At 71.6% G+C, this 22,793-nt stretch carries 22 protein-coding genes; 15 read left to right on the forward strand and 7 right to left on the reverse strand.

What is annotated here, in order from left to right:
• The 6 genes from N798_RS18495 to N798_RS15130 form a co-directional block, all read left to right on the forward strand.
• On the forward strand, positions 1–238 hold a 238-nt coding region (locus N798_RS18495), incomplete at its 5' end, for a hypothetical protein (RefSeq protein WP_035950036.1).
• Positions 239–737: 499 nt separating this feature from the next.
• Positions 738–4,103, forward strand: a complete 3,366-nt coding sequence (gene ileS / locus N798_RS15110) for an isoleucine--tRNA ligase (protein ID WP_035950039.1) — start codon at positions 738–740, stop codon at positions 4,101–4,103.
• Positions 4,104–4,526: 423 nt separating this feature from the next.
• Complete coding sequence (locus N798_RS15115; RefSeq protein ID WP_229708307.1) at positions 4,527–5,162, forward strand: methyltransferase domain-containing protein; 636 nt, start codon at positions 4,527–4,529, stop codon at positions 5,160–5,162.
• A gap of 9 nt (positions 5,163–5,171) precedes the next feature.
• Complete coding sequence (locus N798_RS15120; RefSeq protein ID WP_229708305.1) at positions 5,172–5,651, forward strand: helix-turn-helix domain-containing protein; 480 nt, start codon at positions 5,172–5,174, stop codon at positions 5,649–5,651.
• A gap of 17 nt (positions 5,652–5,668) precedes the next feature.
• Positions 5,669–6,112 carry a VOC family protein gene (locus N798_RS15125; protein ID WP_035950043.1) on the forward strand — a complete coding sequence of 148 codons (444 nt, stop codon included), beginning with the start codon at positions 5,669–5,671 and terminating at the stop codon, positions 6,110–6,112.
• A gap of 94 nt (positions 6,113–6,206) precedes the next feature.
• Positions 6,207–7,598, forward strand: coding sequence for a bifunctional folylpolyglutamate synthase/dihydrofolate synthase (locus tag N798_RS15130; protein ID WP_035950045.1), 1,392 nt, complete (start codon positions 6,207–6,209; stop codon positions 7,596–7,598).
• Between the two features lie 154 nt (positions 7,599–7,752).
• Here N798_RS15130 and N798_RS15135 read toward each other — a convergent pair whose 3' ends face one another.
• Positions 7,753–8,382: a cation efflux transmembrane domain-containing protein gene (locus N798_RS15135; RefSeq protein WP_052117425.1), complete on the reverse strand. Its 630-nt coding sequence runs from the start codon at positions 8,380–8,382 to the stop codon at positions 7,753–7,755.
• 134 nt (positions 8,383–8,516) lie between these two features.
• Here N798_RS15135 and N798_RS15140 point away from each other — a divergent pair, with 134 nt between their 5' ends.
• The 9 genes from N798_RS15140 to lpdA all read left to right on the forward strand — a co-directional run bounded on the left by N798_RS15140 (position 8,517) and on the right by lpdA (position 18,083).
• Positions 8,517–8,783 (forward strand): hypothetical protein, encoded by a 267-nt coding sequence (locus N798_RS15140; protein ID WP_035950048.1) that lies wholly within the window; start codon positions 8,517–8,519, stop codon positions 8,781–8,783.
• Positions 8,780–9,175, forward strand: coding sequence for a DUF4233 domain-containing protein (locus tag N798_RS15145; RefSeq protein WP_035950051.1), 396 nt, complete (start codon positions 8,780–8,782; stop codon positions 9,173–9,175). The genes N798_RS15140 and N798_RS15145 overlap by 4 nt, the downstream gene beginning before the upstream one ends.
• A gap of 10 nt (positions 9,176–9,185) precedes the next feature.
• Positions 9,186–9,608, forward strand: coding sequence for a nucleoside-diphosphate kinase (ndk, locus tag N798_RS15150; RefSeq protein WP_035950054.1), 423 nt, complete (start codon positions 9,186–9,188; stop codon positions 9,606–9,608).
• Between the two features lie 181 nt (positions 9,609–9,789).
• Entirely contained in the window at positions 9,790–11,889 is a 2,100-nt protein-coding gene (locus N798_RS15155; protein ID WP_035950057.1) for a M14 family zinc carboxypeptidase, read from the forward strand.
• A gap of 279 nt (positions 11,890–12,168) precedes the next feature.
• Positions 12,169–13,179: a rod shape-determining protein gene (gene mreB / locus N798_RS15160; RefSeq protein WP_035950060.1), complete on the forward strand. Its 1,011-nt coding sequence runs from the start codon at positions 12,169–12,171 to the stop codon at positions 13,177–13,179.
• Positions 13,176–14,039: a rod shape-determining protein MreC gene (gene mreC, locus N798_RS15165; RefSeq protein WP_035950063.1), complete on the forward strand. Its 864-nt coding sequence runs from the start codon at positions 13,176–13,178 to the stop codon at positions 14,037–14,039. Before mreB ends, mreC begins: the two co-directional genes overlap by 4 nt.
• Positions 14,036–14,524: a rod shape-determining protein MreD gene (gene mreD / locus N798_RS15170; RefSeq protein WP_035950066.1), complete on the forward strand. Its 489-nt coding sequence runs from the start codon at positions 14,036–14,038 to the stop codon at positions 14,522–14,524. Before mreC ends, mreD begins: the two co-directional genes overlap by 4 nt.
• Entirely contained in the window at positions 14,521–16,539 is a 2,019-nt protein-coding gene (gene mrdA / locus N798_RS15175) for a penicillin-binding protein 2 (RefSeq protein WP_052117427.1), read from the forward strand. The genes mreD and mrdA overlap by 4 nt, the downstream gene beginning before the upstream one ends.
• Positions 16,540–16,685: 146 nt before the next feature.
• Positions 16,686–18,083, forward strand: a complete 1,398-nt coding sequence (lpdA, locus tag N798_RS15180) for a dihydrolipoyl dehydrogenase (protein ID WP_035950069.1) — start codon at positions 16,686–16,688, stop codon at positions 18,081–18,083.
• Positions 18,084–18,170: 87 nt separating this feature from the next.
• Here the strand turns inward: lpdA and N798_RS15185 are convergent, their stop codons facing one another.
• The 6 genes from N798_RS15185 to heR all read right to left on the reverse strand — a co-directional run bounded on the left by N798_RS15185 (position 18,171) and on the right by heR (position 22,751).
• Positions 18,171–18,566 (reverse strand): VOC family protein, encoded by a 396-nt coding sequence (locus N798_RS15185; protein WP_035950072.1) that lies wholly within the window; start codon positions 18,564–18,566, stop codon positions 18,171–18,173.
• 143 nt (positions 18,567–18,709) lie between these two features.
• Positions 18,710–19,129 carry an SRPBCC domain-containing protein gene (locus tag N798_RS15190; protein ID WP_035950075.1) on the reverse strand — a complete coding sequence of 140 codons (420 nt, stop codon included), beginning with the start codon at positions 19,127–19,129 and terminating at the stop codon, positions 18,710–18,712.
• Between the two features lie 16 nt (positions 19,130–19,145).
• The gene (locus tag N798_RS15195; RefSeq protein ID WP_035950077.1) at positions 19,146–19,490 is read right to left on the reverse strand and encodes an ArsR/SmtB family transcription factor; all 345 of its coding nucleotides are present in this window, start codon (positions 19,488–19,490) and stop codon (positions 19,146–19,148) included.
• Between the two features lie 30 nt (positions 19,491–19,520).
• A complete protein-coding gene (locus N798_RS15200) occupies positions 19,521–20,945 on the reverse strand; it encodes a pyridoxal phosphate-dependent decarboxylase family protein (protein WP_035950080.1) in 1,425 nt (474 codons plus the stop codon).
• Between the two features lie 63 nt (positions 20,946–21,008).
• Entirely contained in the window at positions 21,009–21,890 is an 882-nt protein-coding gene (locus N798_RS15205) for an alpha/beta fold hydrolase (RefSeq protein ID WP_052117445.1), read from the reverse strand.
• A 93-nt stretch (positions 21,891–21,983) separates the two neighbouring features.
• A complete protein-coding gene (gene heR / locus N798_RS15210) occupies positions 21,984–22,751 on the reverse strand; it encodes a heliorhodopsin HeR (RefSeq protein WP_035950083.1) in 768 nt (255 codons plus the stop codon).
• Positions 22,752–22,793 lie beyond the last annotated feature (42 nt).

Here is a 22,793-nt window from a genome sequence, read left to right on the forward strand (position 1 = left end):
CAGCCCGGATGCGACGCGCGGCGCGGCCGTCGTCGAGGGCGAGGCCGCCGTCGACGGGGAGGCCGGGCTGGCCGGTGAGGTGCTGCTCGCGGAGGAGCTGGCGCTGGGAGTCGGGGTGGTCTCGGCGACGGCGGCAGCCGGCATACCGAGGACGAGGGCGGCCAGCGCGAGCGGCGCGACGCGCCCGCGAAGGGAGGAGCGGTGCATGTGGGGGACAGCCTTCCTGAGCGGTTCGTGACGAACGCCCGACCCGGCCACAAGTGACTGTCCGGGCTCCGTCCCGTGACCTCGACGGGTGATGTTGGAGCCGCTCGCGTCTGCGGGGCAGTCCGGCTCGCCACCCTCGCGGGTGGCCTACGGTTGCGGGTCAGCGCCGGACTTGGACCGGCTTCCCCCCGCGGACGCGGTTGGTGCCGCCGAGTGCTCGGCGACCGCCCCACTGTAGCGCCATCCTGAGTGCTTCCTGACAGCCGCTAGACTGAGGTCACAGGCGTTCGAGCCGTCATCAGCGGCGAGCCTCCGGAAGAACGGCGTCACCTCGCGTGGCGCTCACTAGAACCGGACGTCGGGGTCACGTCACGACTTGGGAAACAAGAGCGGTCGTATGCCGGGTGCCCCCGTGGGGCGCATGGCTGCGGCAAGCGAGGTGGTACCGCGGAGGGAGCCGGCCGGCATACGGCAGGAGGCCTTTCGTCCTCGTCCAGACGACGACGCGACGACCCGCAGGAGCCCTCGACATGACCTACCCCAAGGTCTCGACCAGCCACCCCGGCGCAGCCCTCGGCGTGCCCTCCGCAGGCGTGTCACCGAGCCCGAAGTTCCCCGAGATCGAGGAGCGGATCCTCGCCTACTGGGAGGCCGACGACACCTTCCGCGCCTCGGTCGAGCAGCGCGAGGCCGGCGAGAACGGCGCCAACGAGTTCGTCTTCTACGACGGCCCGCCCTTCGCCAACGGTCTGCCGCACTACGGCCACCTGCTCACCGGCTACGTCAAGGACCTCGTGCCGCGCTACCAGACGATGCGCGGGCGCCGGGTCGAGCGCCGCTTCGGGTGGGACACCCACGGACTGCCGGCCGAGCTCGAGGTCATGCGGAGCAAGGGCATCAAGACCACCGACGAGATCCGTGAGCTCGGGATCGAGGCGTTCAACGCCGCGTGCCGCCAGTCGGTCATGATCTACACCGACGAGTGGCGCGAGTACGTCACCCGCCAGGCGCGCTGGGTCGACTTCGACAACGACTACCGCACGATGAACCCCGACTTCATGGAGTCGGTCCTGTGGGCGTTCAAGTCGCTGCACGAGAAGGGCTGGATCTACGAGGGCTTCCGCGTCCTCCCGTACTGCTGGAACGACGAGACCCCGCTGTCCAACCACGAGCTGCGGATGGACGACGAGGTCTACCAGATGCGCCAGGACCCGGCGGTCACCGTCGGCTACCTGCTCGACTCGACGGGCACGGACCCCGTGCTCGACGGCGCGCACCTCCTCGTGTGGACGACGACGCCGTGGACCCTGCCGAGCAACCTCGCGGCGATGGTCGGCTCCGAGATCGACTACGTCGTCGTCGAGGCGCCGGTGCCGGGGACGGACGGCACGGCGCGGTACGTCCTCGCCGAGGCGCGCCTCGGGCACTACGCCCGCGAGCTGGGCGAGGAGCCCGTCGTGGTCGGTCGCTACAAGGGCTCCGAGCTCGTCGGGCGCACCTACGCCCCACCGTTCTCCTACTACGCCGGTCACGCGAACGCGTTCCGGATCGTCGCGGCCGATGACGCCGTGACGACGACCGACGGCACCGGCGTCGTCCACACCGCCGGCGCCTTCGGTGAGATCGACAAGGAGGTCACCGACCGCGAGGGCATCGAGGCGGTCATGCCCGTCGGCAAGGACGGCCGGTTCACGGCGCCGGTCGACGACTACGACGGCGTGCAGGTCTTCGACGCCAACGCGCTCATCATCGACCACCTGCGCGGCGCCACCCGGGGCCAGGGAGCGACCGGCTCGGTGACGCCCGGGACGATCCTGCTTCGCCGCGAGACCTACGACCACTCCTACCCGCACTGCTGGCGCTGCCGCGAGCCCCTCATCTACAAGGGCGTCTCGTCGTGGTTCGTCGAGGTCACGGCGTTCAAGGACCAGATGGTCGAGCTCAACCAGGACATCACCTGGGTGCCCGGGCACGTCAAGGACGGCCAGTTCGGCAAATGGCTCGAGAACGCCCGCGACTGGTCGATCACCCGCAACCGCTTCTGGGGCAGCCCCGTGCCGGTGTGGAAGTCGGACGACCCGGCCTACCCCCGCCTCGACGTCTACGGCTCGTTCGAGGAGCTCGAGCGCGACTTCGGCGACCTGCCGCGCGACCGCGACGGCAACCCGGACCTGCACCGCCCGTTCGTCGACGAGCTCACCCGCCCGAACCCCGACGACCCGACCGGGAAGTCGACGATGCGACGGGTCGAGGACGTCCTCGACGTCTGGTTCGACTCGGGCTCGATGTCCTACGCCCAGGTCCACTACCCGTTCGAGAACGTCGACTGGTTCGAGCACCACTTCCCGGGTGACTTCATCGTCGAGTACATCGGGCAGACGCGCGGCTGGTTCTACACGATGCACGTCCTCGCGACCGCGCTCTTCGACCGGCCCGCCTTCAGCTCGTGCATCAGCCACGGCGTCGTCCTCGGCAACGACGGCCAGAAGATGAGCAAGTCGCTGCGCAACTACCCCGACGTGCGTGAGGTCTTCGACCGCGACGGTGCCGACGCGATGCGCTGGTTCCTCATGTCGTCGCCGATCCTGCGTGGCGGCAACCTCGTCGTCACCGAGGAGGCCATCCGCGAGGGGGTGCGCCAGGTCCAGATCCCGCTGTGGAACAGCTGGTACTTCTTCACGCTCTACGCCAACGCGTTCGGCGGCGGTTCCGGTTCGGAGGGCGGCGAGGAGCAGGGGTATGCCGCGCAGTGGTCGACCGCGTCGACCGCGCCTCTCGACCGCTACCTCCTCGCGAAGCTGCGCCAGCTCGTCGAGACGACGACCGAACAGCTCGACGGCCTCGACGTCGCGGGCGCGTGCGACTCGATCCGCGGGTTCGTCGACGTGCTCACCAACTGGTACATCCGACGGTCGCGGGAGCGCTTCTGGGACACCGGTTCCGGTGAGGGCTCGGAGGCGGGCGCCGATGCCCGCGCGGCCTTCGACACGCTCTACACGACGCTCGAGGTGCTCACGCGGGTCACCGCGCCGCTGCTCCCGCTGGTCTCCGAGGAGATCTGGCGCGGCCTCACAGGCGAGCGCTCGGTGCACCTGGCCGACTGGCCGTCGGCCGACGAACTGCCGGCCGACGATGAGCTCGTCGAGCGGATGGACCAGGCGCGGGCGATCTGCTCGGTCGCCTCGTCGCTGCGCAAGTCCGAGAAGCTGCGCGTGCGCCTGCCGCTGCGCGACCTCACCGTCGTCGTGCCCGGTGCCGCCGGGCTCACCGACTTCGCCGGGATCGTCGCCGACGAGGTCAACGTCCGGCAGGTCTCGCTGCTCGACCTCGACGCGGTCGGCGACAGCGACTTCGGCGTGACCCAGCGGCTCACCGTCAACGCGCGTGTCGCCGGGCCCCGCCTCGGCCGCGAGGTCCAGACGGCGATCAAGGGCTCGAAGTCGGGCGACTGGTCCGTGGCCGAGGACGGCACCGTCGTCAGCGGTGGCCTCGAGCTCGTCGAGGGCGAGTACCAGCTCGAGACGGTCGTCTCCGGTGGTGACGCCGGGTCGCGCGCGACCGCGGTGCTGCCGGGCGGCGGGTTCGTCGTCCTCGACACCGAGGTCACGCCCGAGCTGGCCGCCGAGGGCCTGGCGCGCGACGTCATCCGTGCGGTGCAGCAGGCGCGCCGCGAGGCCGGGCTCGACGTGAGCGACCGCATCTCACTCACCGTGACGGGCTCGCAGGCGGTCTGGGAGGCGACGGTCGCCCACCAGGCGCTCATCGTCGACGAGACGCTGGCGACGCAGTTCGGCTCGGCGCCCTCGATCGACGCGCTGCCGCTCGGCGACGGCGTGAGCGAGGCCGACCTCAGCGACGGCGAGCGGGTCCGCATCCTCGTCAAGAAGCTCGCCTGACCGGCATACCTCCTCGGGACCGTTTTCCGGGGACGGCGAGAAAGGGGTCCGGAGCAAGGGAACAGTTCTCTTGCTCCGGACCCCTTGTGCGGGGACGGCGGGAAACGGTCCCGGGGTGTGGCGCGGGTTACCCGAGCCGGCCGCAAACCCCGCGAGCGGCGTCGGGCGCTGGTCATCAACCTCGGGGCGCGGTTCGCCGCGCTCGCCCTCTGCTTCGCGCTGTTCTCGCTGGCCATGGCGAGTCCTCGCCGCCGTGCGCGACGTCCGCGCCGCCCGGACGTGGCGCGACCGGGCCGGCCACCTCTTCGGCCCGCCCGGGTGGCGCCCCGCCGAGCCGCCCTCCTGAGCCGACCTCGCAAACCCGGGCCGGACGGCATACTCGGGTGGGTGGCAGGGTGCTGTGACCCCCGAGGGTGCGACCGCGTGTTCGGACCGCGGTTCGCACGGCACGTCGCGGGCCGCTACCGGAAGCGGGGCCTCGACCGGACCGCGCGCCGGATGGTCGACTGGCTCGCGTCCGAGGGAGTCGACGGCGCGACCGTCCTCGAGATCGGTGGTGGTGTCGGCGAGATCCAGCTCGAGCTCCTCGAGCGCGGTGCCGCGTCGACGACGAACCTCGAGCTGAGCCCCGCCTACGACGGCGAGGCGGCCGAGCTCGCGCGCGAGCACGGGGTCGCCGACCGCGTCGACCGCCGGATGGGGGACGTGGCCGTGGACCCGTCCGTGGCGCCGCCGGCCGACGCCGTCGTGCTGCACCGTGTCGTCTGCTGCTACCCGGACGCCGAGCGGCTGCTCACGGCTGCTGCCGCTCACGCACGGCGGTCGGTCGTGCTGAGCCACCCGCCGCGCAACGTCGTCTCGCGCGCGATGCTCGCGTCGCAGAACGTCGTCATGCGCGCCCTCGGGCGCGAGTACCGTACGTTCGCCCACCCTCCCTCCACGATGCTGGCGACGTTGCGGGACAACGGTTTCAGCGCGCGTCACCTCCACCGAGGCCTCGCCTGGCACGTCATCGTCGCGACCCGTGAGCCGTCGTCGGCGGTGGGGCAGAACGCCTAGGGTGGTCGCGTGCCCGAACCCGTGAGACGCGTCCCCGGCGACGTGCTCATCCATCTCCGTCGTGCTCGCGACCACATCGACCGGCACTTCGCGGAGGACCTCGACCTCGACGCCCTCGCCGCGACGGCACGGCTGAGCAAGTTCCACTTCCTCCGGTCGTTCGCTGCCGTCTACGGCACGACGCCGCTCGCCTACCTCGGCGAGCGCCGGGTCGAACGCGCGCAGGACCTCCTGCGGACGACGAACCTCACCGTCACCGAGGTGTGCCACGCCGTCGGCTACTCGAGCCTCGGGTCGTTCTCGACCCGCTTCCGCGAGATCGTCGGCGAGACTCCCAGCGCCTTCCAGACCCGGTATGCCGTCCGCGGCGCCCCACGCATCCCGGGCTGCTGGGTCTTCATGGCCGGCCTCGTCGAGAGGCGCGACGGGCCCGGCGGGGGAGCGGACGGCATACGGAGCAATCCGGGAGAAGCGCCGAGCGCGAGCTGACGCCTACGGTCGGTCGCATGATCACCAACGTCAGCCTCGTGTCCGTCTGGGTCAAGGACCTCGACGAGTCCCTCGCCTTCTACACCGATGTCCTCGGCTTCGCCGCCGGCGACGACATCACGCTGGGGGAGGACTTCCGCTGGGTCACCGTGACCCATCCCTCGCAGCCCGAGCTCTCGCTGCACCTCACGACTCCGAGCAAGCCGCTCTCGGACGACCTCATCGCGGCGATGCAGCGGGCTCAGCTCGAGGGCGGGCTGCCCGGCGTCGGGCTGCACGTCGACGACTGCCGCCGCACGGTCGAGGAGCTCAAGGGCAAGGGCGTCGAGTTCCTCCAGGAGCCCGAGGACCGGCCCTACGGCGTCGAGGCGCTCATGCGCGACAACTCGGGCAACTGGATGGTGCTCGTCGAGCCCCGGGAGTACACGCCGGGGGACTTCGACGGCGCCTCCTTCGACTGACTCCCACCGACTGATTGCGCAGCAGCGACGTCCGGAGGGCCGGATCGGCACCCTCGGCGTCGCTGCTGCGCAAGAAGTCCGGGACAATGGCCGCATGGCACCGGCTCCCGACTCCTCCCAGCGCGAGGCTGCTCGCAACCTCGACATCATGAAGCGGCTGCGCGAGGTCGAGGAGGCGATCCTCGCCCGGGCTCCCGAGCACGACCTCGAGCCGTCGCTGGACCGCATCAGCGCGGTCATGGAGCTGGCGGGAGACCCGCAGCACACGTTCCGCGTCATCCACCTCACCGGCACGAACGGCAAGACCACGACGGCCCGCGTCGTCGAGTCCATTCTGCGCGAGATGGGGCTCACCACAGGACGATTCACGTCGCCACACCTCCACACGATGCTCGAGCGGATCGCGATCGGCGGCCGCAACATCGAGGCAGAGAAGTTCCTCGCGGCCTACGACGAGGTCATCGACCTGGTCGACATCGTCGACGCCCGCTCGGTCGCCGAGGGCGGCCCGCGGATGACCTACTTCGAGGTGCTCGTCGCCGTCGCCTATGCCGCGTTCGCCGACGCCCCGGTCGACGTCGCCATCGTCGAGGTCGGCATGGGCGGCAGCTGGGACGCGACCAACGTCGCCGACGGCACCGTCTCGGTCATCACCCCGATCGCCCTCGACCACCAGCACTTCCTCGGCAACACCGAGCCGGACATCGCCCTCGAGAAGTCCGGGATCATCAAGGCCGACGGCATCGCCGTCTCCGCGCTCCAGGCCGACCCGGCCGTGTCGGCAATCCTGCGCGACCGGGCGGAGGAGGTCGGTGCGCAGCTCGCCGTCGAGGGTGAGCAGTTCGGGATCGAGGCCGCGGACGTCGCGGTCGGTGGGCAGGCGCTCACCGTGCGCGGTCTCGCGGCCACCTACGAGGACCTCTTCCTGCCGTTCCACGGCACGCACATGGCGCAGAACGCCGCCGTCGCGATCGCCGCGGTCGAGGCGTTCCTCGGTGGAGGCGAGCAGCCGCTCGACCTCGAGGTGCTCAAGGCCGGACTCGCCGCGGCGACGTCGCCCGGCCGGCTCGAGGTCGTCCGCCGCAGCCCGACCGTGCTCGTCGACGCCGCCCACAACCCAGCGGGTGCCAGGGCGCTGCGCGACGGGCTCAACGAGGCGTTCACCTTCACCCGGCTCGTCGGCGTCATCGCGATCCTCAAGGACAAGGACGCGACGGAGATGCTCGAGGTCCTCGAGCCGGTGCTCGACGAGGTCGTCGTCTCGCGCACGACCTCGCCGCGGGCGATGCGCCCGAACGACCTCGCCGAGATCGCCCGCGGTGTCTTCGGGGACTCACGCGTCACGGTCGTCGAGGACCTGCCCGACGCGCTCGACCAGGCGGCCGCCCTCGCCGACCAGGGCGGCGTCGGCGGGGGAGTGCTCGCGACGGGATCGGTCGTCACCGCGGCCGAGGTTCGGATGCTTCTCGGCGTCACCGACGCCTGAGCCCGCACGGAGGCTTGCGTCCGCAACTCTGGTGGCCTGGCCGTCACCGTGGCGGACGCAGAGGTATGCCGGGCAGCTCGCTCCCGCTTGCGTCCGCAACTCTGGTGGCCTGGCCGTCACCGTGCCGGACGCAGGGGGTGCATCCAGAACGCCCTCAGTCGATGTCCTCGCCGGCGAGAGCCTTGGCGGCGAGGTGCTCCTCGCTCGCCACCTCCCACACCTCCATCGCGGAGTGCAGCGCGAGCGCGACGACCCCGAGGCCGAGCACGAGGTCAGGCCAGCCCGACCCGGACCACAGCGTCACGAGCGCCATCGCGATGATCGCCACGTTGACGAGGACGTCGTTGCGAGCGGAGAGAAAGGCCGCGCGAGACAGGCTCCCGCCCGACGTCCTCACCCGCGCCAGCAGCCACGCGCACACCCCGTTGACGACCGCGGCGGACCCGGCCGTCGCGGCCAGCCACCCGACGTCGGGCGGTGTGGGGTCCCCCCACTTCGCCACTGCCTGCCAGACCGCCGCGGCCGCGGGCACGAGAAGGATCCCCGCCATGACCTTGCCGGCGATGGCGCGATGCCGAGCACCCCACCCCAACGCCAGCGCGATGAGCACGTTGATCGCCGTGTCCTCGAGGAAGTCGACGCTGTCGGCGAAGAGTGCCACCGACCCGATCGCGAGGGCCACGGCGACCTCGACCCAGAACCACGCGAAGTTGAGCCCGGCGACGGTGAGCACGAGCCGCCGAAGCGTGGAGGCGACGCTGCCAGTGGCTTGCTCGGACTTCACTGGACCTCCTTGGTGCTGCGAACCCCGATCAACCCACTTCCGGCGGGAATCTCGAAGCGCGCGGGAGGGTGAGACGAGTCGGCTGGGAGGGGCACCCGTCCATCCAACCAGCGCACCCGGCATACCCTCGTGCCATGCACCCCATCGCCAGGCTCGTCGTCATCATCGCCGTCGTGGCGGTGGTGTTCTGGCTCGTCACGCGCTTCCGTGACAGCGCGCGCGGCGACAAGGTGAGCTTCCGGCCGGTCGAGGACCTCCCGCTCGAGGTGCAGCAGTCCATCGACCTCGCGCTCTCGCACGACAGGAAGGCGACCGCGGTCAAGCTCTACCGTCAGGCGACGCGGGCGCCCGCAGAGGCGGCGAAGGCGGCGATCGACGTGCGGGAGTGGAAGCGCGGATGAGCCGCCTCCCGCTCACCGGCACGACCGGCACCTTCACGTGGCGGATGCTGGCGTCGGTCCTCGGCGGCCAGGGTCTCGTCATCCTCCTCGGGGCGCTCGTCGCCCGCGCCACGGCGCTCGCCGAGGGTGCGGACAACGCCCAGACGCTGCTCTGGCTCGGCGTGGCCCTCGGGGTGTTCGCCTTCGTCACCGCCGGGCTCATGCGCTCGCCGATCGGCCTGCCGCTCGGCTGGCTCGTCCAGGTGCTCACGTGGGCCAGCGCCGTCGTCGTCCCGGCGATGATCGGCGTCGGGCTCGTCTTCACCGGCCTCTGGGTGCTCTGCCTCGTCAAGGGCCAGCAGGTCGACGCGATGATGGCGGCCCGGGAGAGCGACGCCGAGGCCGCTCGCTAGGCTGGCCCGCGTGACTTCCGAACGCTCCCTCGTCCTCGTCAAGCCCGACGGCTACGCCCGCGGCCTCTCCGGGGAGGTCCTGCGTCGCATCGAGGCCAAGGGCTACACCCTGGTCGCGCTCGCGGTGACGACCCCCACCCGTGAGAACCTCGCCCGCCACTACGCCGAGCACGAGGGCAAGCCGTTCTACGAGCCGCTCCTCGAGTTCATGTCGTCCGGGCCGGTGACCGCCGCCGTCATCGAGGGCCAGGGCTGCATCCCCGGCTTCCGCGCCCTCGCCGGTGCGACGAACCCGACCGAGGCCGCGCCTGGCAGCATCCGCGGTGACCTCGGCCGCGACTGGGGCGAGAAGGTCCAGAAGAACATCGTCCACGGCTCCGACTCCCCGGAGTCCGCCGAGCGCGAGATCGCGATCTGGTTCCCCGAGCTCTGACCCGACAGACCTCCCCGGTATGCCGGCCGCTCACCGCCCACGCAGAGCGTGGGACCCGGAGCGGCCGGCATACCTGCGTCCGGGGCCGGGAGCGCTCGCCGAGCGGACTCGCGAGTATCGCCCTAGGTTGAGGCTCGCGCGGACGACGGCGTCCGCGCATCCCTTCACCCAAGGAGCCAGCATGAGGATCACCCGAGTCGGGCCGGGGGTGGTCTCGGCGCTCGCGCTCGTGGCCGCCGGCCTCGCCGGAGCCGGAGTCGCGACCGCGGCGCCGCATCCGGCGGCCCAGGACGAGAAGGTGCAGATCGTCACCGTCCACGCGGCAACCCAGAAGGAGCGCTCGGCCGTCGACGCCCTCGGTCTCGACACCACCGAGCACGCCGACGAGCACGGCGTCGACGTCGTGCTGCACGGCGCGGCCGACGTCGCCCGGCTGCGCGCGGCCGGGAAGAAGTGGACGGTGAAGGTCGCCGACCTCGCCGCCGTCGAGCGTGCGAACGCGCAGAAGGACAAGGCCTACGCGACGAGCGTCGCCGAGTCCGAGCTGCCGAGCGGCCGCACGGGCTACCGCACCCTCGCGGACTACAACGACGAGATGACGGCGCTGGCCGCGAAGCACCCCACCAAGGTCAAGCCGCTCACCCTCGCGAACGCGTCCGTCCTCGGCAAGCCGATCAACGGCATCGAGATCACCGACGGCGCGGCCAACACCAGCGACGGCAAGCCGGTCTTCCTCATCATGGGCGCGCACCACGCACGCGAGTGGCCGTCGTCCGAGCACGCGATGGAGTTCGCCTACGACCTCCTCGAGAGTGGCGACGCCCGCAACGCCGGACTGCTGCGCGACATGCGCACCATCGTCGTGCCGGTCGTTAACGTCGACGGGTTCCAGATCTCGCGCAGCGCGGCGCCGCTGGGCAACTTCAGCCAGTTCGACTACGAGATGAAGCGCAAGAACTGCTCTATCAGCGCCAAGACGCCCGCGCTCTACACCACGGGCACGTGCGCCGACAACCGCGCAGGACGCCTGCGCGGCACCGACCCCAACCGCAACTACCCCGGCTTCTGGGGCGGCCCCGGTGCGTCGACGAGCTGGAGCAGCGACACCTACCGCGGTGACGGCCCCGGCAGCGAGCCCGAGGTGGACGCCGTCCGCAAGCTCATCAGCAGCCGCCAGGTGACGACCCTCATCACCAACCACACCTACAGCAACCTCGTGCTCCGGCCGCCGTCGCTCGCCTCGACCGGGTTCAGCCCCGACGAGATCGCCTACAGCGCCCTCGGGGCACAGTTCGCCGAGCACAACGACTACGCCAACATCCCGTCGTTCGGCCTCTACGACACCTCCGGCTCGACCGAGGACTGGAGCTACTGGAACACCGGCGGCTTCGGCTTCACCTTCGAGATCGGCACTGAGGGCTTCCACCCGCCGTTCCAGACAGGCGTCGTCGCCGAGTACATGGGTCTCGCCCCGGCCGCCGGTGCGGGCAAGGGTGGCAACCGCGAGGCCTACTACGACGCCGCCGAGGCGGCCCGCAACCCCGAGCTGCACTCGACGATCACGGGCAAGGCCCCGGCCAACACGACCCTGACGATCCGCAAGACCTACCAGGGCATGACCTCACCGGTCATCCAGCCCGGCGGTGCGACGACGGACCCGATCCCCTACACCGACGTCCTCACCTCGTCGCTCAAGGGCAAGGGAGGCGCGTTCTCGTGGGCGGTCAACCCGTCGACCCGGCCGCTCGTCGCCGGTCGCTACGGGCGCGACCCCGTCGCGCCGACCCAGCCGAGCAGCCCCATCGCGAACCCGGCAGGTGTGCCGGCCGTCAACGGGTCCGAGTTCACGAACGTCTCGATCCAGGGCCTGCCGACCTACGACAACGGCAAGGTCGTCTTCACCTTCGGATGGCCCGGCCCGAACCCCGACCCCGTCACCGACTGGGACTTCTACATCTACGACGCCGAGGGCAACCAGGTGGCCTCGGCCGCCACCCTGGCCAACCCGGAGGTGGCGACGGCGCTCGACCCGGTGCCCGGCGGCTACCGCGTCGAGGCGGTCAACTACGCCAACGGGGCCACGGCCGACTGGACCGGCACGATGTCGTTCCTGCCGCCCGACCCGGCGATCGTCACCGGCGTCAAGGAGTCGTGGAACCTGACCTGCACCAACAAGCAGGGCAAGATGGTCGGCAACCGCAGCATCGTCGTCGACCGCGGCCAGAGCGTCGACGTCGGCAACCCCTGCAACCGCGCGAAGGTCGCCTCCAGCAACGAGTGACCTCCGCCTGACCGAACGAGGAGGTGTGCCGGCCGCGCATCGTGCGCGGCCGGCACACCTCCGTCTGTGGCCTGTCGCGTCCGCAACGATGGGGGCCAGGGCGTCACCTCGCCGGACGCAGCGGGTATGCCGTCCGCTCGCCGACGCTTGCGTCCGCAACTCTGGGGGTCAGGCCGTCACCCTGCCGGACGCAGTGGGTGTGCCCGACGCGCGTGTCAGGTCCGGGAGCGCCACGGGTCCGCGCGTAGCATCGCGAACGTGGCTGGATGGGACCGGTGGATGGGCGGGCGCGACCTCGCCATCGACCTCGGGACCGCCAACACCGTCATCCACGAGCGGGGCCGCGGGGTCGTCCTCGACGAGCCCTCGGTCGTCGCCGTCCGCACGGGCACGTCCGAGCTGCTCGCCGCAGGCCACCGCGCCAAGGAGATGCTCGGTCGCACGCCGGACTCGGTGACCGCCGTTCGGCCGCTGCGCGACGGCGTCATCTCCGACGCCGACGTCACCGAGCGGATGCTGCGCTACTTCGTCGACCAGGTCTCGCCCTCGCGGGTCTTCCGGCCGCGGATGGTCGTCTGCGTGCCGAGCGACATCACGAGCGTCGAGCGGCGGGCCCTCGAGGACTCGACGCTGCGCTCCGGGGCGCGCCGGGTGCACGTCATCGAGGAGCCGATGGCGGCCGCGATCGGTGCCGGGCTGCCCATCGAGGAGACCAAGGCGTCGATGGTCGTCGATCTCGGCGGAGGGACGACCAACGTCGCCGTGATCAGCCTCGGCGGCATCGTGACGAGCCGGTCGATACGCACCGGCGGCGACGAGGTCGACGAGGCGATCATCGCCCACGTGAAGTCGGAGTACTCGCTGCTCCTCGGCGAGCGCAGCGCCGAGCAGATCAAGGTCGCCGTCGGGTCGGCCTTCCCGCTGCGCGAGGAGCTGAGCGAGCGGGTCCGCGGGCGCGACCTCGTCACCGGGCTGCCCAAGACCGTGTCGATCTCGTCGGGCGAGGTCCGCCGCGCCATCGAGGGGCCCGTGCTCCAGATGGTCGAGCTCGCCCGCGCCGTCCTCGACGTCTGCCCGCCCGAGCTCGCCGGCGACATCCTGGACCGCGGCATCACCCTCACCGGTGGGGGAGCGCTGCTGCGCGGGCTCGCCGAGCGGATGCGCCACGAGCTCGGCGTGCCCGTCGCCGTCGCCGAGGACCCGCTGCGGGCCGTGGCGCGCGGCGCGGGTCGCTGCGTCGAGGAGTTCGACACCCTGCACCGCGTCCTCGTCGACAACCGCCGGTTGTGAGGGGCGACGCGGCCGACCGGCGCCGGCGTCGCCTCGTCGCGCTCGCCGTCGTCGTGACCTGCGCGCTGCTCGTCGTCGACCTCCTCGGCGGCCCGGGGACGGGTCTGCTGCGCCGCGGGGCGGCGACCGTGCTGGGTCCGCTCGAGCGGGTGCTCGCGCCGTCGGGCCGGGCCGACGAGGACGAGCTGCGACGCGACAACGAGGAGCTGCAGAGTGCCCTGCGCCAGGCAGAGGTGGCCGGGCGCGAGTCGGCCGAGCTGTCGGCGCTGCTGGCCTCGCCATCGACCGCCGGGGCGCGGGTCGTGCCCGCCAGGGTCGTCGGGGTGGGTGCCCCCGGTCCACAGGGTGTCGTCCGGCTCACCATCGACGTCGGCAGCCGCGACGGGGTGGACGTCGACCGGACGGTCGTGGCGTCGGGCGGGCTCGTCGGTCGCGTGGCCTCGGTCGCGCCGTGGACGAGCGACGTCCTCGTCGTCGGCGGTCCCGAGGTCGTCATCGGTGCCCGGGTGGGCGGCGCGGGTGCGCTCGCGACGGTCGGCGGGGCCACGGCCGCCGCGACGGGACGTGACGCCGGCGAGCTCGGGCTCACCCTCGTCCAGACCGGCACGCTCACCGTGGGCGACGAGGTCCGAACCCTCGGCAGCGTCGACGGTCGGCCGTTCGTGCCCGGCGTCCTCGTCGGTCGGATCACCGCCGTCGAGCCGCAGCGGGGACGGCTCGCGCCGTCCGGCACGGTGGAGCCGGCCGTCGACGTGGGCACCCTCTCGGTCGTCGGCGTCCTGCTCAGCCCGCCCCGGTCGACGCCGCGGGCGGCGGTCACCGGCGGCACGTCGGGCGGGACATCAGGCGGGACGTCGTGACGCCGGCGGGCGCCCTCGTGCGAGCGACGCTGCTGCTCCTCGGGGCGGTCCTCGGCGTGACGCTCGCCGCCCGGCACCTCTCACCGCTGCCCGACCTCCTCCTCGTGGTCGTCGCGTCCGCGGCGCTGCGCGCCGGCCCGCGCACGGGACTGCTCACCGGCCTCGTCGGCGGCTGGCTCCTCGACCTCCTTCCTCCTGGTTCCGCCGTCCTCGGCACCCAGGCCCTCCTGTATGCCGTGTGCGGCCTCGCTGTCGGGGCGCTGCGCCGTCCCGGACCGGTCTCGGTGGTGTGGGTCGTGCTCGTCATCGCGGGCGTGGCCAGCGGGCTCGAGGTCGTGCGCGGAGCACTCGCGCTCGCGCAGGGAGTGCCGGTCGACGTGCTGTCCTCGGCGCTGCGCGTCCTCGCCACGGCGACCGTCGGGCTCGTCGTCGTGCCATTGGTCAGCGCCGTCGAGCGGCGGTCGGAGAGGCGGCGGTTCGCGTGACCGACGTCGGGCTGCGCCCGCGCGACGGGTCCGGCCACCAGGGCCGGTTCGTCGCCGTGGCCGCCGTCGTCGGGCTCCTCTTCGTCGTCCTCTTCGGGCGCCTCGGGCAGGTCCAGCTCACCGAGCACGCCGACTACACCGCAGCCGCGGCCGAGCTCAACACGCGCGAGGTCGTCGTGCCAGCGGTGCGTGGCCGGATCCTCGACCGGTCCGGCCGCGCGCTCGCCGACAACACCTCGGTCACGGTCGTCACGCTCGAGCGCCGCGTCGTCGCCGACAGCCCCGACCGGGCGAGGGCCCTGCTCGCCCGCGTCGCCGAGGTCGTGGGCCGTCCGGTCGAGGAGCTCGTCGGTCGCACGCACCTGTGCGGGGAGGCCGGGGCGCCGAGGGCGCCGGCGTGCTGGGCCGGGTCACCCCAGGTGCCGATCCCGGTCGCGAGCGGAGTGGACCCGCAACGGGCACTCAGCCTCGTCGAGCAGCCCGCCCGGTTCCCGGGCATCGCCGTCGAGGCGGTGCCGGTGCGCCGCTACCCGGCGCCGTCCGGCGTCAACGCCGCCCACGTCCTCGGCTACCTCGGTCGCGCCACCGAGAAGGAGGTGGCGGCGTCGAACGGTGCGGTGACCGCAGACGACCTCGTCGGCCGCGCCGGGCTGGAGCAGCAGTACGACGCGGTGCTGCGGGGGACTCCGGGCCGGACCGTCGTGTCGGTCGACTCGCGGGGCCTCGTCACCGGTGTCGTCTCGCGGGTGGATCCCGTGCCGGGCCGCGACCTGGTGACGAGCCTCGACGCGGGGGTGCAGGCCGCGACCGAGAAGGCGCTCGCCCGCGAGATGGCCGCGGCCCGCAAACGCGGCCTGCCCGCCGACTCGGGCGGGGCCGTCGTCCTCGACGTGGCGACCGGCCAGGTCGTCGCCTCGGCGAGCGCGCCGACCTACGACCCCGACGTGTGGACCGGCGGCATCTCGGCGAAGAGCTATGCCGCGCTCACGGCACCCGGAGCCGGGACGCCGCTGCTGTCGCGGGTGACGGGCTCGGCGATGGCACCCGCCTCCACGCTCAAGGCCCTCAGCGTGCCTGCCGCCGTGGCGGCAGGCAACCCGCTCACCCGGACCTACGAGTGCGGGTCGAGCTATCGCATCGGCAACCGCTCCTTCCGCAACTTCGAGTCCCGCGGCTACGGCCCGATCACCTTCCACCGTGCGCTCGAGGTCTCGTGCGACACCGTCTTCTACGACGTCGCCTACCGGTCGTGGCTGGCGCTCGGCGGGTTGAACGGCCGCGACGCCCGGGACCCCTTCATCGCGACGGTGCGCGACTTCGGCCTCGGGGCCCGGACCGGCATCGACCTGCCCGGCGAGACCGCCGGGCGCATCCCGGACCGGTCGTGGAAGCGGCAGGTCTGGGAGGACACGAAGGACGAGACCTGCCGCAGGGCCCGGACCGGCTATCCCGACGTGGCGAAGACCGACCCGGCCCGCGCGACCTACCTCACCGCGCTCGCGAGGGAGAACTGCGAGAGCGGTGCCCAGTTCCGCGCCGGAGACGCCGCGAACTTCTCCATCGGACAGGGCGACGTCGCCACGACCCCGCTGCAGATGGGGGTCGCCTACGCGGCCATCGCCAACGGCGGCACCGTGCGCGAGCCCCGGGTCGGCGTGCGGGTCGTCGACCCGGTGAGCGGCTCGGCCGAGCCGGTTCCCGCGGGCGCCTCGCACCGGGCAGCGCTGCGCAGCGATGTCGGCGCCTACGTGCGGTCTGGGCTGAGGGCGGTCGTCGTCAGCGGCACGGCGGCACAGGCCTTCCGGGGCATGCCCGCCGACTGGCCCGTCGCCGGCAAGACGGGCACGGCCGAGGTCTTTGACCGTTCCGACACCTCGTGGTTCCTCTCGTACGCCCCGGCGAACAGGCCGCGGTATGCCGTCTCGGTCGCCGTGAGCCAGGGCGGCCACGGCAGCGAGACCGCCGCGCCGGTCGCGCGCGCGGTCCACGACGCTCTCCGGCTCCTCCCGCGCTGAGACCTCGACTTCTTGCCCGGATGGGACACGGCCCTCGGCGCAAGGCGCCCGCGTCAGTGTCCCAGCGGGGCAAGAAGTCGAACGGGGGGCCGGAGGTGACGGGGGAGCGCGACGGGGGCGGACGGCATACAACTAGGCTCTGCCCCATGGCTGACTTCGATGTTGTCGTTCTCGGTGCCGGACCCGGTGGCTACGTCGCGGCGATCCGCGCCTCGCAGCTGGGTCTCAAGGCCGCCGTCGTGGAGAGCAAGTACTGGGGAGGCGTCTGCCTCAACGTCGGGTGCATCCCGTCCAAGGCGCTCATCAAGAACGCCGAGCTCGCGCACGTGCTCCAGCACGACAAGGCGAAGTTCGGCATCGAGGGCGACGCGACGATGTCGTTCGGCCCGACCCACGCGCGCTCGCGTCAGGTGTCGGCCGGCATCGTCAAGGGCGTCCACTTCCTCATGAAGAAGAACAAGATCGAGGAGATCGACGGCTGGGGCACGCTCACCAGCCCGACCTCGATGGACGTCGCGCTCAACTCCGGCGAGAAGCGCTCGATCACGTTCGACAAGCTCATCATCGCCGCGGGCGCCGTGACCCGCATGCTCCCGGGCATGCAGGTCTCGAAGAACGTCGTCACCTACGAGGAGCAGATCCTCACCGACGAGCTGCCCGGCTCCATCGTCATCGCCGGCTCGGGCGCCATCGGCGTCGAGTTCGCCTACGTCATGAAGAACTTCGGCGTCGACGTGACGATCGTCGAGTTCCTCGACCGCATGGTGCCGACCGAGGACGCCGACGTGTCCAAGGAGCTGCTCAAGCACTACAAGAAGCTCGGCGTCAAGGTCATGCTCTCGACCAAGGTCGACGGCGTCGAGGACACCGGCTCGGGCGTCAAGGTCACCGTCTCGCCGGCAGCCGGCGGCGACGCGCAGGTCCTCGAGGCCGACAAGTTCCTCTCGGCCATCGGGTTCGCACCCCGACTCGAGGGGTATGGCCTCGAGGCGACCGGCGTCAAGGTCACCGACCGCGGCGCGATCGAGATCGACGACTACTGCCGCACCAACGTCGAGAACGTCTACGCCATCGGCGACGTCACCGGCAAGCTCATGCTCGCCCACGTCGCCGAGGCCCAGGGCGTCGTCGCCGCCGAGACGATGGCCGGCGCCGAGACGATGCCGGTCGAGTACGACTTCGTCCCGCGAGCGACCTACTGCCACCCCCAGATCGGCTCGTTCGGCTACTCCGAGGCACAGGCGAAGGAGAAGGGCTACGACGTCAAGACCGCGCAGTTCCCGTTCAGCGCCAACGGCAAGGCCATGGGCCTCGGGGACGCGGTCGGCTTCGTCAAGATCGTCGCCGACGCGAAGCACAACGAGATCCTCGGCGCGCACATGATCGGCCCCGACGTCACCGAGCTCCTCCCGGTCCTGACGCTCGCGCAGAAGTGGGACCTCACCGCCGACGAGGTCGCGCGCAACGTCTTCGCGCACCCGACGCTGTCCGAGTCGGTCAAGGAGGCCATCGAGGGCATCGCGGGGCACATGATCAACCTCTGAGCCCGGTCACGCTCTGAGCCGAGCGGCCGTGTGCCGCAACGCTGCTCGTATGCCGTCCGCCCTTGGGGCGGACGGCATACGGCGTTCTCACCCCATGCCGGTGCCGAGGTTGAGGATGTTGCCGTCGGGGTCCTTGAACCAGACGCTGCGGAACGACGAGTCGCCCATGTTCATCGTGGCGACCCCGTCCTGCCACTCGGTCTCGGGCATGTCGTAGGTCTCGAACGAGACGCCCTTGCCGCGCAGGTCGGAGATGTGGTCGTCGAACTGGTCCTCCGGCAGCTCCATCATCATCGCCGTCGCCTGGTTGGTGCCGGCGAACTCGGACTCGTAGACGAAGAGGCCACCCGAGCCCGCCTTGTAGGCGACGCCGCCGGGCATGTCGGGTCCGGGCTCGAGGCCGAGGACGCCCTCGTAGAACTCCCGTGCCTTGCCGAGGTCCTTGACACCGAGGGTGGGGACGGGCGTGTGGTCACCGATCATCGCTGCTCCACGGGCGGACCGGACGACCCTCGCGCGGTCGGCCCACCCCCGAGACTAGGGACAGCGAGGTTCCGGCGCCATGGGTCGAAGCGGTTGGGGCGGGGGCTCCGCCGGGCCACCCCCGCGCTCGCCTGCAGGGTGGCTCAGACGCTCGTCTGCCGGGGGAGCGGGGCGCCGGTCTCGAGGAGCGAGCGGAGCGACTCGAGGATCGCGGTCCAGCCATCGCGGACGTTCTCGGCAGTGAGCGGGCTGCCGTCGAGCCGGTCGTGGACGAGCCGCAGCCTTGTGCGACCACGACCGAGGTCGCTGAGCTCCCACGAGACGCGGCTCGGTGGCTCGGCGGCGAGCTCGTCGTCGTAGAGGGGATGCCACGTGTGGACGAGGCGGTGCGGCGGGTCGACCTCCTCCACGACGCCCTCGACGGCGACGCTGCCGTCGGGCAGGTGGGTCTCGAACGCCTCTCCCGCGACGGGCGGGGAGGTCCAGTGGGTCGCGTGGAAGTACTGCCGCGTCGACTCGGGGTCGGTGAGCGCGCGCCACACCTCCTCGACGTCGGCCCGGATTAGACGTGCCGGTCGGTCATGGCTGCTCCTCGTGGCGTGAGTGGATGCCCTCCGCGGCGCTCCGGACGTCGAGCAGGGCGCGGGTGAAGGGTTGCGCGTACTTGCTGACCCAGCGGTCGGCGATCTGCGCGATGGGGACGGGGTTGAGGTGGTGGTGCTTCTCGCGGCCGACCCTCTCGGTCGTCACGAGGCCGGCCTCCTCGAGGACGGTGAGGTGCTTCATCACCGCGAAGCGGGTCACCGCCGGGAAGAGCGCGACGAGCTGACCGACCGTCTGCCCGTCCTCGGCGAAGAGCGCGTCGAACAGCGCCCGGCGGGTCGGGTCGGCGAGCGCCCGGAAGACCACCTGCTCCTCGTGCATCCCTCCATTGTGTGACCAAATGGTCACATGTCATGGGCTCGCCGTCACCGCCCGGTATGCCGTGACGACCGCCTCCGCGCTCCGGCGCGCCTCGTTCTCGTCGGTCTCGAACCCGATGACGGAGAAGCGCATCGCCTCCCGCCCGCGCCACGAGGTGCCGCCGACGAAGCAGACGCCGTCGGCGCGGACCCGGGCGATCGTCTCCCGGGTGCGGCGGTCACCCTCGTCGTCGTCGGCGTCCGACCCGAAGCGGACGAGGACCTGGTTGAGGACGACGTCGTTGAGCACCTCGATGCCCGGCTGCCCGCGCAGGAGGTCGGCCACGAGCCGCGCCAGGGCGCAGTGCCGGTCGACGAGGGTGACGATCCCCTCACGGCCCAGCGTGCGGACCATCGTCCACGTCGCGAAGCCCCGTGCCCGGCGCGAGAGCTCGGGCACGTAGTGCGACGGGTCTCGCTCGCCGGTCTCGGAGACGGGGAGGTAGCTCGCCGCGATCGTCATCGCCCGCTGGTGCAGGGCGTCGTCGCGCACGACGACGTAGCCGCAGTCGTAGGGCGTCTGGAGCCACTTGTGGCCGTCGACCGCCCACGAGTCCGCGCCGTCGACGCCCTCGGTGAGCGCCCGGGTCCGCGGGGAAATGCGCGACCAGAGCCCGAACGCACCGTCGACGTGCACCCACGCCCCCGCGGCCTTGGCGGCGGGCACGAGCGTCGCGAAGTCGTCGAAACCTCCCGTGTTGAGCTGGCCGGCCTGGAGCACGACGACGGCGGGCCGGTGGAGCGCGGCGATGGCCTCGAGAGCGGACGAGACGACGATGCGTCCCTGGTCGTCGACGGGGAGCGTCACGACGCGCTCGCGACCGAGTCCGAGGAGCTGCAGCGCGGCATACGCGGTCGCGTGGGCCTCCTCGCCGATGAGAACCGTGATGGGTGGCGCACCGAAGAGGCCGTCGCGCTCGACGTCCCACCCGACGTCGTCGAGGACCGCGCTGCGGGCGGCGGCGAGGCCCGTGAAGTTCGCCATCGTCGCACCGGTGACGAAGCCGATCGAGGCCTCGCGGGGGAGGTCGAGCAGCTCGAGCAGCCAGCGGGACGCGACCGTCTCGGCGGCCGAGGCTGCGGGTGACGCCTCGTGGTTGCCGGCGTTCTGGCCCCATGCACTCGTGAGCCAGTCCGCCGCGACGCCCGCCGGGTGCGAGCCGCCGATGACCCAACCGAAGAAGCGGGGGCCGGTCGGCGTCATGAGTCCCGGGTCGGCGAGCCGCACGAGGTCGCCGAGGACGTCGGACGGATCGCTGCCCGCCTCCGGAAGGTCGGCCTCGAAGCCGGCCAGCGAGGCGGCGTAGTCGTCCTGTGGAGCGGCCGCGCGGTGGGGCACGTCGTGGCGGAACGCGATGGCCGCCTCGCACGCGCGGCGCCACAGGGGCGCGATGCTCTCCGGTGGGGTGCTCGCCATGAACGGCAGTGTCCTCGTCCGGGAACTCGCGCGCCAGTCTCAGGAATGAGTGGCGGCCCCCCGTCAGCCCAACGCCACATCGGGCGGAGGTTCCGCCTGCTCCTCGACGGACCCGCTGGCGACGAAGTCCCGAAGCACCCTCGTGAACCGGTCAGGGTCGTCGAGGTGCGGGAAGTGGCCCGCTCCCTCGAACAGCTCGACCCGACAGTGGGGGACCGAGCTTTGGGCGCTGATCGCGTGCCACGCGGGAATCATCCGGTCCTTGGACCCCCAGACGAGGAGGATGGGGACTGGCGGGGCGTCCTCGAGGCGGTCGTGCGCACTGATGCTCTGTCCGCCGATGTCGATGACCGACCGGGTCGTGGCGAGGAAGGCGCGCCGGCTCTCGGCGTCGGCGAGTGAGGTGAACCCCCGCCAGACCGCACTGATGTCGGATCCCGGGTGCCATCCGACCTTTGTCGCGAGCTGGCCCAAGGCCTGCACCTTGGACAGGACCGGCGCGGAGGCGACGACACTGAGCACCTGCTCGGCGCCGGGCAGGGTCGCCGACCTCAGGACGAGGTTGACCTCGCGACCTAGGCCACCGGTGGCGATGAGGACCAGCCGGTCCACCCGCCCCGGGAAGAGGTAGAAGAACTGCATCGCGATCCCGCCACCGAGCGAGTGGCCCACGAGGGTCACCCGGTCGATCCCGAGGTGGTCGAGCAGGTCGCGCAGGGTTGCCGCGTGTGCGCTGAGGGAGTAGTCGCCCAGTGGTTTGGCGGAGTCGCCGTGACCGAAGAGGTCAGGGACGAGCACGCGGTGGTCGTCATCGAGCTGGTCGACCAGGCGGGACCACTGGCGGCGCGAGCCGAGGATGCCGTGGATGAAGAGCAGGGCCGGTCCCGAGCCGCTGTCGACGAACGAGAGGTCGTGACCGTGCAGGCGGACGGTGCGCGGGGTCATGCGGACCATGGCGACGGCTTCCTCGAAGGAGCGGGGTTCGGTACTCCACGGTAACCCCGCGGTTGGTCCCCACCGAGGTGTCCCGAGTGTGACCTATCCCGCGAGTGTGCCGCCGAAGACCTGCCAGGCGAGCAGTGACTTTGCAACGAGGCTCAGCACGATGTAGACGGTCTCGCCGAACAGGTAGTCGCGCCAGCGACCTCGACCGCGGTACTGAAGCCACTGGTTGACGGCGAAGACGTTGAAGAAGAGGAACAGCGACACGATGATGGCGTAGACGAAGCCGGGAGGGCTGACCTCCGAAGGAGACTGTGGTGCAACCGTGTACACGACGACCGCGACCCACGGCACCGCACCGGCGATGCACCCGAACCAGAACGGCAGCCAGCCGCCACCAGCGGGCTGCTCGTACTTCTCCTGCAGCCACCCGAAGAGGATCATCGACGCGTTGACCCCGACGATCGCGAGCAGCGCCGTGACGTCGGCGATGCCCACGAGCTGGGCGATGACGACCATCATGAGCGAGGAGGACATCGCGTACTCCACCCACCGGGCCCGGTTGATGCCCCGGGACAGGTCGCTCACGTAGCCGCGGAACCACACCGTGGACACGAGGAGGTGCGCCACCGCCGACAGTGCGAGGAACCCCGCCACCGCCGGCCCGGTGGACAGGTCGAACAGGACGGTCGGCTCTTGGGGTGCTGTGCCGGGCGGGCCGGCGAGGTAGCTCGCCGTGACGGGGAGGGCGAAGTCGGTCGCGAGCACGACCACCGCCACGGCCTGGACGGTGTGCAGCGCGGCTGCCACAAGGTTCAACCGACGCAGCCGCTGCTGGCGTGCCTCGGGGACGGGTGTCGACATGGGCTGACCGTACTGGGTGCTGCACCCTGCTCCTAGGATCGC

The organism is Knoellia flava TL1, assembly GCF_000768675.1.
Lineage (GTDB): Bacteria > Actinomycetota > Actinomycetes > Actinomycetales > Dermatophilaceae > Knoellia > Knoellia flava.